At 68.7% G+C, this 10,142-nt stretch carries 10 protein-coding genes and 1 pseudogene; 8 read left to right on the top strand and 3 right to left on the bottom strand.

Annotated features, from left to right (window positions below; genetic code table 11):
* Positions 1 to 314: 314 nt before the first annotated feature.
* Positions 315 to 473, bottom strand: a complete 159-nt coding sequence (locus tag ACZ4M5_RS34535) for a DUF7178 family protein (RefSeq protein WP_467743032.1) — start codon at positions 471 to 473, stop codon at positions 315 to 317.
* Positions 474 to 664: 191 nt separating this feature from the next.
* Here ACZ4M5_RS34535 and ACZ4M5_RS34540 point away from each other — a divergent pair, with 191 nt between their 5' ends.
* From ACZ4M5_RS34540 to ACZ4M5_RS34550, 3 genes and pseudogenes are all read left to right on the top strand, one after another.
* A complete protein-coding gene (locus ACZ4M5_RS34540; RefSeq protein WP_467743034.1) occupies positions 665 to 997 on the top strand; it encodes a hypothetical protein in 333 nt (110 codons plus the stop codon).
* A gap of 476 nt (positions 998 to 1,473) precedes the next feature.
* Positions 1,474 to 1,944 (top strand): annotated as a pseudogene (locus ACZ4M5_RS34545) (PLP-dependent aminotransferase family protein); the annotation flags it as partial.
* A 141-nt stretch (positions 1,945 to 2,085) separates the two neighbouring features.
* A complete protein-coding gene (locus ACZ4M5_RS34550; protein ID WP_467743036.1) occupies positions 2,086 to 2,367 on the top strand; it encodes a hypothetical protein in 282 nt (93 codons plus the stop codon).
* A 310-nt stretch (positions 2,368 to 2,677) separates the two neighbouring features.
* On the opposite strand, the gene ACZ4M5_RS34555 is transcribed toward ACZ4M5_RS34550, so the two are convergent.
* On the bottom strand, positions 2,678 to 3,010 hold the full coding sequence (locus ACZ4M5_RS34555; RefSeq protein ID WP_467743038.1) for a hypothetical protein: 333 nt from the start codon (positions 3,008 to 3,010) through the stop codon (positions 2,678 to 2,680).
* A 648-nt stretch (positions 3,011 to 3,658) separates the two neighbouring features.
* Between ACZ4M5_RS34555 and ACZ4M5_RS34560 the strand changes: the two genes are divergently transcribed.
* The 5 genes from ACZ4M5_RS34560 (at position 3,659) to ACZ4M5_RS34580 (ending at position 8,192) form a co-directional block, all read left to right on the top strand.
* Positions 3,659 to 5,440, top strand: coding sequence for an ATP-binding protein (locus ACZ4M5_RS34560; protein ID WP_467743040.1), 1,782 nt, complete (start codon positions 3,659 to 3,661; stop codon positions 5,438 to 5,440).
* 125 nt (positions 5,441 to 5,565) lie between these two features.
* Positions 5,566 to 5,985, top strand: a complete 420-nt coding sequence (locus ACZ4M5_RS34565; RefSeq protein WP_467743042.1) for a roadblock/LC7 domain-containing protein — start codon at positions 5,566 to 5,568, stop codon at positions 5,983 to 5,985.
* Positions 5,982 to 6,338, top strand: a complete 357-nt coding sequence (locus tag ACZ4M5_RS34570; protein WP_467743044.1) for a DUF742 domain-containing protein — start codon at positions 5,982 to 5,984, stop codon at positions 6,336 to 6,338. The genes ACZ4M5_RS34565 and ACZ4M5_RS34570 overlap by 4 nt, the downstream gene beginning before the upstream one ends.
* Positions 6,319 to 6,936, top strand: a complete 618-nt coding sequence (locus ACZ4M5_RS34575) for a GTP-binding protein (protein WP_467743046.1) — start codon at positions 6,319 to 6,321, stop codon at positions 6,934 to 6,936. Before ACZ4M5_RS34570 ends, ACZ4M5_RS34575 begins: the two co-directional genes overlap by 20 nt.
* On the top strand, positions 6,933 to 8,192 hold the full coding sequence (locus ACZ4M5_RS34580; protein WP_467743048.1) for a cytochrome P450: 1,260 nt from the start codon (positions 6,933 to 6,935) through the stop codon (positions 8,190 to 8,192). The genes ACZ4M5_RS34575 and ACZ4M5_RS34580 overlap by 4 nt, the downstream gene beginning before the upstream one ends.
* A 141-nt stretch (positions 8,193 to 8,333) precedes the next feature.
* Here the strand turns inward: ACZ4M5_RS34580 and ACZ4M5_RS34585 are convergent, their stop codons facing one another.
* Positions 8,334 to 9,560 (bottom strand): cytochrome P450, encoded by a 1,227-nt coding sequence (locus ACZ4M5_RS34585; protein WP_467743050.1) that lies wholly within the window; start codon positions 9,558 to 9,560, stop codon positions 8,334 to 8,336.
* Between the last annotated feature and the right edge of the window lie 582 nt (positions 9,561 to 10,142).

Raw genomic sequence — 10,142 nt, forward strand, 5'->3', positions numbered from 1 at the left:
GAGCAGCCCACCGGCCTTGCTTCGCACGGCCGGTGACGCTCCGTCCGCTGCGCTCCCGGGAGCGCGGGGCCTGCGGCCCCTTAGGGGTGGCCTTCGCTGCGCTCCAGCCACCCGGGGGCGCTCCGCGCCCAAGGCCGGCCCCGCTGCGCGGTGCGGCCAACGGGCCTTCGGCCCGGGCAGCGAGGAGAGGGAGGCTGGGGTGGGTGGCCGTGCATCAAGTGATGCAGCATGTACCTTTGGTAGAACCGGGCCACCCCCGTGCTTCAAACCGTAGCACCGGATAAGCTCTGGAACCACACCACACCCCCGGGGACTTATCGAGCCCGCTCGATGTGGGCCACCCAAGTAACGGCCAGTACTTTACTGGGGACTTCTCCGATTTCCTGTGCTGCGGCCCGGTAGCAGTCCGCGAGAAGCTTGTTTCGGCCGACTGCTCCCAATCCCCGGTCCCGCTGCCCGTAGATCTCACGCACGGCGATGTCGCGTGTGCGTGGCGGTCAATGACAACGGCGTCCGGGTTTTCCGGGTCGGCAATACACAGATTTTTCTTCTCGCCACCAGGCAATGCTCGTGAGCCCTGACATCTGTCAGGGTCTCGGTTGGCTGCCTGTCTCCTACCCTTTCACGCAGGACGCCCACGCAGGGCGCAACAGAAGGGCAAGCCATGAAGAACCTCTTGAAACGCGCATTCGTCACCGGAGCTGCGGGGATCGCTCTCGCTGGCGGAGTCGGTCTCGCGACTGCCTCACCCGCGGCGGCTGCGGAACCTAACGTGCTGCAGTGCAGCACCTGGATCGCGAACGATATGGCCTATGGCCAGTGCCACAACCCCGGGACGCAGATGCACGCATTCTCCATACGCGCCATCTGCGGCTGGGCCCCCGACACCTACTCGAATTGGGTGTATGTGCCGGCGGGCAGCACCCTTTACGCGGGTGTCGGCTGCGGGCCGTACGGCACAGGCGTCGGCGGCGTGGCGATCGAGTACGGCGGCTGAGCGCCCCGAGACGGCCACCTCTGATGACCATTCACGTTTTCAACTTTTAGACATGGTCGGGGGGTGGTTTCTACTGCCCCCGGACCATGTTCTGCCGGGTTACTTGCCCTGGCCTGCCTTGAGGTCACGTTGGGTCTTTACATGCCGCTGAAAGCGGCCCTGAGGGCAGGTAGCGCGGCCTGTCGCGGCCGGGCAGGGCTCCAGGATGCTGCGGGCCACAGGATCAGCGGCAGCAATGCCCTCAGTATCGGGTTTCCGGACGTGGGCCGGCGAAGTCGAACCAGCCCGTCTCCCTCATGTGCGGCGCGTATCCCTAGGGCTGGGTGACGATGCAACCGCCCGGCACGGACGTCACCCCGACGATGTGCCTTCTGTCGTCCATGTCATAGGCATAGGGCTCCTCCAGCAGCTCGTTCAGCACCTGAAGGAGGCTCTACCGGCTTCGGGCGGGTCTCGCCCACGGCGCCGATTCGCTCAACGTCTCCGGGCACAAGGTGTTGGGAATGCCCGTGCCTGCGGGCGTGTCATTGGTGCGGCGTGAGCTGCTGCCGGCTACGGCCAGCAGGGAGTACATCGGCGCCACCGACCACACCTTGGCTTGCTCACGTAGTGGCCTTGCCTCGCTGCTGCTCTGGGCTCGACTGCGTGGTCTGGGACGTAGCGGAATGGCGGCGTTGATCAGTCGCTGCCAGGAAGTGGCCGCCTACGCCGTCGACCGGCTCCAGCAGGTAGGAGCAGACCCGAAAAACGTTCCCCAGTCGCTGACCGTCACCTTCACCCGGCCACCGGCCTGGGTGGTGGCCAAGTGGCACTTGGCCTGCTCCGGGTCGCTGGCTCACCTCGTCACCGTGGGGCACGTCACCTTTGCGGCGGTGGACGAGCTCGCCACTGACTTGGCCGCACTGCGCAAACAGGTGCCCAGCAGTGGCAGGATGGCCTCATGTTGATCCGAAAGGGCGATGCCGCGTAGGCGTCCCAAGGCCGTCCGTGCAGAGCGGTGGCGGCCACGATGGCAGTGTTCGGTCCTGAGCGTCCGCGGTGTCTCTGCGCGGACTCGTGCAGCGATCCGCCGGGTCGAAGACCAGGAGATGTGGCCCAACGCGGTCGCCAATGCGCTCTCGTGTTTCGAGCGAGCCTTTAACCAGCCGGGACGCTACCTGGATGCCTCCGAGTTCGAATCGCCCGGGGTAGGAGATGCCCGTGATGACCTCGAGCGGGCGATGCGGCACCTTTCTTCCGGAGCGCAACGGGACCTGGGCCGACTGATCACACGCATCGATGAGGAATTCGAGCGCCGCACCCTGCCCGACCCCAACAACATCGAGTTTGCGGTGTTCGGCTGGTGGTGGACCAGAATGCGGGAACGCTGACGGGCCCCGGACCCGCGCCCTCAATCGAACGACACCGTCACCCTCCGCGACGACTCCCCAAGATCTGTGCCAGAACCGAGAACGGATTGCAGATCTTCACGACTTCGGGAGGCACGAGAGCCCACCGAGAATTCGAACGCTGCTTGAGTTTCGACCCGAGAGGCGGCTGCCGAGGTCTGGCAGGCGCCGTGCGGCGGCCTACCCGCCGACGCCCATCCGAACGTCGCCACGACGTTCCCTGCGTTTTCGTGTGTGCGGCGCCAGCTGCTTCAGCGCCGCACAGGCGGCCTGATGCTCAGTGGTCGCCCGCTTACGGGCGCACGGGGCGTGGCAGTGGCTGACGCCAGTCGCCCAGCGCCGTGAGGAGAAAGTTGCGGGCGAGAGCACGGATGTCGTCCCACGCCGGATCTGCGGCCAGGGCGTTGGCCCAGAGGCCGACGCGGCAGCTGGCATCGATTTCGCCGAGGCGACGGCCGATGGCCCGAAGACGGCGCAGATCCTCGGGCTCGAAGCCCCCGCGGTCCGCGAGTCCTTCGCAGACGCGGCAGAGGAGCTCCACCTCTTCAACGACGTCCTTCGTCTCCAGCTCGCGCCCGCCAAGCCAGGCAAGCTGATCACGGGTGTCGGCTGCGAGAAGGGCCATAAAGTGGTGCTCCGCGGCGTTGCCGGCCCACCCGCTGCCCACGCATCAGGCTCCGGCTCGGGTGCTGCGCAGCGCCGGACGCTTCCGGTGAGTTCGAAGTCACGAGTGAGCGCGTTTCACCTCGGGCAACTGCCCCGCGGCCGACCTCAGCCCGGTCGACGACGCGGCGCTCCACCGAACGCAGGCTGTACCGGGTCCCGTCTCAGGGGAACTCACAGCCCGAGGCGGCCCTCACTGTCCCAGGTACGCGACACCTGTCTCGATTTGTCCCGGCGCTGTCCGCGAGTACCGGCGCGTCGGAGAGGAGCGGAGGGACCGCAACTTGGCCGAAAGCACTCGTCACGACACGACTTTGGGTAACCGTCCACCCCATCGAGCCGTGACGGAACGTCGGACAACCACCGTGTACCCCCTACCTGTACTCACGGTGGAGCAGGATCGGTTTATCACACGCCACGTCCGGCACTGTCTTTTCTCGACGAAGTAGGCTTCCAGGCCCAACTCCGGTTCCCCGAGGCATATTCCGGGGTGCCGTCGTCGCTAGCATGTGCCATGTGTTCGATCCGGAAGGTGTTCATCACCTTCCGGGACCCCGGGGGATGCTCCAGTCGATACACCTTCTGCTCTCACGGACCGAGGGACCGCGGAATGCCAGTGCCTGCCCCAACCCGCCAGCGCCGATCCTCCAAAGGGGCACGCTCCTCCCCCGCCGTCTTCCCCGTCACGCTGGTCGGGACAGCCCTCGCCGCCGGTGCGGTGACCTTCCTGGCCCCCGCAGGCGTCCGTTCGTGGGTGCTCGGCACGGCGGCAGTCGCCTGGGTCTGCCTCGCCGCCGTCACCGCCGTCGCCTCCGTCCTGCTGCGCCGTGCCCGCAACCAGTCGGCGGCACGCGGCAGCGAACTGGAGATGACCAAGAACAACTGGGCGCAGCAAGGCGCCGAGGCGGCGCAGCTGGTCAACACCGTCCTGCCCGCCCTGGTGTCCCGGCTGAACGACGGCACCGGCGCGGACGAGGCCCTGTCCGGTGTCCCCTCCCCTTCCGACCCGTACCTGCGCAGGGTGCTGCACGTCTTCGCGACGGAGATGAGCGAGGCGGTGCGGCGAGCGGGCGAATTGCGGCGCGAACTCGACTCGATGAGCGGCGAGTTGAGCACAGTCGGCGAGGAATTGCGGCAGTTGACCGAGCGCACACTGCCCGCGGCCGTGACCATGCTGCGGGAGGGCAGCTCCGCCGACACGGTCCTTGCCGCGTTCGAGTGGCCGCGCAACCCACCGCTGCGCGCCACGGCCGAAGCGTTCGTGCGCGACCTCGCCCACAGCGAACGTCGTTCCTCGGCGGCTCAGGCAGCCTCCGCGAAGGCTCTGGGCCGGGTCCAGGCCAAGACCGTCAGCATGCTCGCCGAGCTGCGGGACATGCAGGAACGTCACGGTCAGGAGGTCTTCGGCGATCTGCTGCGTCTGGACCACAGCACCTCCCAGCTGGGGCTGATGACCGACCGGCTGGCACTGCTGATGGGCGGCCGCTCCAGCCGGGTCTGGAACAAGCCCATCGTGGTCGAGAGCATCCTGCGCGGCGCGGTCGGCCGGATCGCCGCCTACCGGCGGGTGCGCCTGCACAACTCCAGCCGGGCGGCGATCGCGGGCTTCGCCGCCGAGGGCGTGATGCACCTGCTTGCCGAACTCATGGACAATGCCGCCAACTTCTCCCCACCCATCGACGAGGTACACGTCTACGTCGAGGAGGGCAGCGCCGGTCTGGTCGTCACGATCGAGGACAGCGGGCTGAAGATGTCCGACGCCGCCCTGCGCCGGGCGAAGGAGTCCGTGTCGGGCAAGGTCACCGACCTCGCCTCCCTGCAGGGCACCCGCCTCGGTCTGGGCGTGGTCGGGCGGCTCGCCGTCAAGTACGGCATCAGCGTCAGCTACCGCCCCTCGTCGCGAGGCGGCACCGGCGTCGTCGTGCTCCTGCCACCCGAGCTCATCGCCCAGCAGCGCGAGGCGGTACCCGCCGAGCGGCCCCGGCCCACCTTGGAAGTCCCGGCCGCCCACACCCCCGCGATCGAGGAGCACCCCACCACCGTGCACCCTCAGGCGGCCACGGCCGACGACCCGGCGCCTGCCGCGCAGTTGCCCCGCAGACGCGGCCCGGCCACCCCCAACGGACTGCCCGTCCGCGCCCCCGGACGCACCATGGCCGAGGCGGAACGGAGCCGGCCCAAGCAGGCGGCCGAGCCGCCCCGCGCGGGCCGGCCGGATCCGGCGCGTGACGCCGGAACGCGGTTCGGCGCCTTCCACCGCGGCCGCCGAACCGGCGGTGCCACCGGCGCCGTGACCGGCTCCGAGACCGGGACCGAGATCGAGACCAGGACCGGAATCGAGACCAGGACCGGGACCGAGACCGAGACCGGGGCGACCGGCAGCGAGAGCTAGCCCCCCAGATTCCCCACCGGCTGCTGCCGCACCGGCCGCACCGCCCCCGCACCGATTCGCCGCACCTCGTTGGATTGGAGGAACGGGCCGGACGACCCCGAAGGTCGCCACCCGGCCCACCCACCATGGACACCACTGACAACAGCCTCACCTGGCTCCTGACGAACCTCTTGGAGCGCACGCCGGCCACGCGGCACGCCCTCGTCCTGTCCCGGGACGGCCTGAAACTGTGCTGGACCGAGCACATGACGCTCGACCAGGCCGACCAGCTCGCGGCGATCTGCTCGGGCATCCAGGCGCTCGCACAGGGCGCGTCCGTGGAGTTCGGCGACGGGTCGGGCGGTGTCCGGCACTCCATGACGGAGTTCCACGGCGGGCTGCTGTTCATCGTCGACGCCGGCCAGGGCGCCCACTTGGCCGTCATCGCGGAGGAGAGCGCAGACCCGGGAGTCGTGGGACACCGGATGACGGAGATGGTCGAGCAGATCGGTGAGCACCTGCGGGCCGAGCCGCGCACGACCGCCACCCGAGGTGCCTCCACGTGATCCACAAACCCGTGGACGTGGGTGATCCCGACCGGTTGTACACCGTCACGGGCGGGCGCAGCGAAGCGGACGACTCGTTCGACCTGGTGACACTCGTCGTCAGTGAGTGCGAGCCCGCCCTCGGGATGCAGTCCGAGCACGTGCGGATCCTCGAGCTGTGCCGGCATCCGACGGCCGTGGTCGAGATCGCCGCCGAGCTGAAGCTGCCCATCACCGTCGTCCGGATCCTCCTCGGCGACCTCCATGCCATGGGCAAGGTGAGCGCCCGTCACCCCCGCGCGGCCGCGTCCGTCGCGGACCTCTCCGAAACCGCCCTGCTCCAGGAGGTGCTCCATGGGCTCCGCAACCTCTGAGCTGCCCTTTCAGCGCACGCCGCTGGCCGATGCCGCCGAGACCGGCCTGAAGATCGTCGTCGTGGGCGGTTTCGGGGTCGGCAAGACCACCCTGGTGCGCTCGGTCAGTGAGATCCGGCCGCTGAACACCGAAGAGGTGATGACGCAGGCGGGGCAGGGCGTCGACGAAACGGCCGGCGTGGAACGCAAGACGACCACCACCGTCGCCTTCGACTTCGGGCGGATCAGTCTCAACGAGCACATGGTCCTGTACCTGTTCGGCGCCCCGGGACAGGAACGCTTCTGGTTCCTGTGGGACCGGTTGTTCTCCGGCACGCTGGGTGCGGTCGTCCTCGTGGACACACGCCGCATGGAGGACTCCTGGTACGCGATCGACCGGCTGGAACATCACCGGACGCCGTTCGTGGTGGCCGTCAACCGGTTCGACGACGACGACAACCGGTTCTCCCTGGAGGAGATCCGCCAGGCCCTCGCCCTCCGTGAGCACGTACCCATGATCGACTGCGACGCGCGCCTCAGGTCGTCCGGCAAGGAGGTCCTCATCGCTCTGGTGGAGCACCTCCACGCGCTGGCACTGATACAGGAGAGGACACCGTGAGCGAACCCACCCCGTCCGCCGGTACGCCCGCTTCCGGCTGCCCGGCCCACCGCGGTGCCGTACGGCTGGGCGGACTGGAGTACCAGCGGACGCCCTCGCAGCTGTACCGCACGATGCGCCGGGAGCAGGGGCCCGTCGCCCCGGTCCTGCTCGACGGCGACATTCCCGCCTGGCTGGTGCTCGGCTATCCCGAGGTGTCCTACGTGACCAGCCACGACGAGTTGTTCGCGCGGGACTCCCGGCGCTGGAACCAGTGGCCGAACATCCCGCCGGACTGGCCTCTGCTGCCGTTCGTCGGCTACCAGCCCTCGGTGCTCTTCACCGAGGGGCCGGAGCACCGGCGGCGTGCGGGTGTGATCACGCAGGCTCTGGAGGGCGTCGACCAGTTCGAGCTGACCCGCGAGTGCCGGCTGATCGCCGAACAGCTGATCGCCTCGTTCTCGGGCAGCGGCGAGGCGGAACTCATGAGCATGTTCGCGCACGCGCTGCCGGCCCGGGCCGTGCTGTGGATGTGCGGGATGCCGCAGGGCAGCGCGGACACCGAGCAGCTCGTCGACGACCTGCGCATCTCGCTGGACGCCGGTGAGGGCGACGACCCGGTCGCGGCGTACGGGCGCGTCGGGGAGCGCATCATGCGGCTGGTGAAGGAGAAGCGGGAGCGTCCCGGCCCCGACGTCACCTCGCGGATGCTGCTCGACCCGGCCGGCCTCAGTGACGAGGAGCTGGTGCAGGACCTGATCTCGGTGATCGCCGCGGCACAGCAGCCCACCGCCAACTGGATCTGCAACACACTGCGGCTGCTGCTGACGGACGAGCGCTTCGCGGTCAACGTCTCGGGCGGCCGGATCAGCGTCGGCGAGGCCCTGAACGAGGTGCTGTGGCTGGACACGCCGACGCAGAATTTCATCGGTCGCTGGGCGGTGCGTGACACCCAGCTCGGCGGTCGGCTCATCCGCGCCGGCGACTGTCTGGTCCTGGGGCTCGCCGCGGCCAACACCGATCCGCAGATCTGGCCCGAGTCGCACGTGGGCGCCGAGAACTCCGCGCATCTGTCCTTCAGCAACGGCGAGCACCGCTGCCCCTATCCCGCTCCGCTCCTGGCCGACGTCATGGCGCGTACGGCGGTGGAGACGCTCATGGAGCACCTGCCCGACCTCGTCCTGGGCGTGGAGACGGAGGAGCTGACCTGGCGTCCGTCCGTCTGGATGCGCGGTCTTACCTCCCTTCCGGTGCGGTTCACCCCCTCGGTCCGGTAGCGGCCCGGCCCGGCCCCCGGGCTCCCCATCCGTCCGTTCCTTCGCACCCGGTGCGGGAACGGGCGGGCGGCGGGTCGCCGCCCCGAGGCGGGGTCCGGGGCAGGGTCCGGGGCAGGGTCCGGGGCGGCGACCCAGCGGCGCTCAGCCGGTGACGGGGGTGAAGCACACCGGCAGTGACTGCGGACCCCGGGTGAACACGCCGTGCTCGACCGGGTCGAAGCCGTCGGCCAGCCGGAGGTCGGGCATGGCGTCGAGCAACTGGTTCAGGCCGATCTCGACCTCCGCCTTGGCCAGCAGTGCGCCGACGCAGAAGTGACGTCCGAGAGCGAAGGCAAGGTGGTCGGCGGCGGCCGAGAACGCCGACGTCGTGCTCAGGTCGTCGCGGAAGATGTCGAACCGGTCGGGGTCGCGGAAGCGGCACTCGTCCCGGTTGGCGGCGCCGATGAGACAGGTCACCGTCGCACCCGCCGGGATGGTGCCACCGCTGACCTCCACGTCGGTGGCCGACTGCCTCATGATCATGTGAACGGGAGGGCTGTACCGCAACGTCTCGGCGAACGCGGCGGGGATCAGACTCCGGTCGGCCCGGACCGCCGCCATCTGCTCCGGGTGCCGCAGCAGGTTGGCCAGGATGCCGGCGATCGCTTTGTCCGTGGTCTCCCCGCCGGCGGCGAGCAGGAGGCTGCAGAAGGCCTTGATGTCCTCGTCGCTCATCCGCACGCCGTCGACCTCGGCGGCGCAGAGCGTCGACAGCAGGTCGTCACCGGGGTGTTCGCGGCGCCCCTGAATGATCGGAATCATGTACTCGGCGAACTCCACCCGGGTGCGCTCACCCGCCGCGGTCACCTCGGGATCCCCCGAGAGGTTGCCGAGAAAGGCGATGACCGCCGTGTACCAGCCGTGGAAGCGGTTGTGGTCGGCCTTGTCCAGGCCCAGCATGTCCGCGATGACGTTGACCGGGAAGCGGGTCGCGAAGTCCTGGACGATGTCGGCGGAGCCGGCGTGCCGGAAGCGGTCTATCAGTTCGCGCGAGTTGCGCTCGATGACCGGCACAAACCTCTCCCGCAGGTCGCCACCCCGGAAGGCGGGAGCCACCAGGGCCCGCCGCACCGCGTGGTCACGTCCGCTGAGCTGGAGAATCGTCTTGCCGTGGACGGGCTCCAGCTGCCAGTCGTAGTTGTCGGTGGTGAACTCCGATTTCTTGTCCTTGAAGACCCGCTCGACGTCGGTGTAGCGGGAGATGATGTAACTGCGGGTGGCCTCGTGCCAGAACAAGGGTATTTCTTCCCGCATCACCGCGTAGGCGGGGTAGGGGTTCGCCGCGAACTCGGGCGAGAGGATGTCGGGCACCTGCTGGGCAGTGGACACGGGACTCCTTGCTCGGGGACGGAGTGTCAGCGACCACAGGTTATGGATCTTCGGATGGCTCAAACAGTGTGTAACTGGCCGAAGTTGAGCGAGCAACGAGAAGCATCCGGCCGGGCCGTCGCGGCTCACCCGCTCGATGAGTCATCGAGCGGCCGGGACCCGGTGGTGCATCGACGAGTGCTTACAGCCCCCGAAGCGCTGCGTCCAGGTGCGCAGGTGCGCAGGTGCGCGTCGCCGAGATGGTTCATGCATGCAGGATCGCACCCAGCACCCGCAACCTTGTTCGATGGCCGGAAGGGCGGAATGGTCCGCGGAGGTGAAGCTCGAGTACTGCTGCCCCGATCGAACGGGGCCGGACAGCGGTGCCTCCCGAAGTCGTGAAGATCTGCTGTCCGTTCTCGGTTCTGGCACAGATCTTGGGGAGTCGTCGCGGAGGGTGACGGTGTCGTTCGATTGAGGGCGCGGGTCCGGGGCCCGTCAGCGTTCTCGCATTCTGGTCCACCACCAGCCGAACACCGCAAACTCGATGTTGTTGGGGTCGGGCAGGGTGCGGCGCTCGAATTCCTCATCGATGCGTGTGAT

This window comes from Streptomyces sp. NPDC026246 (genome assembly GCF_055567995.1).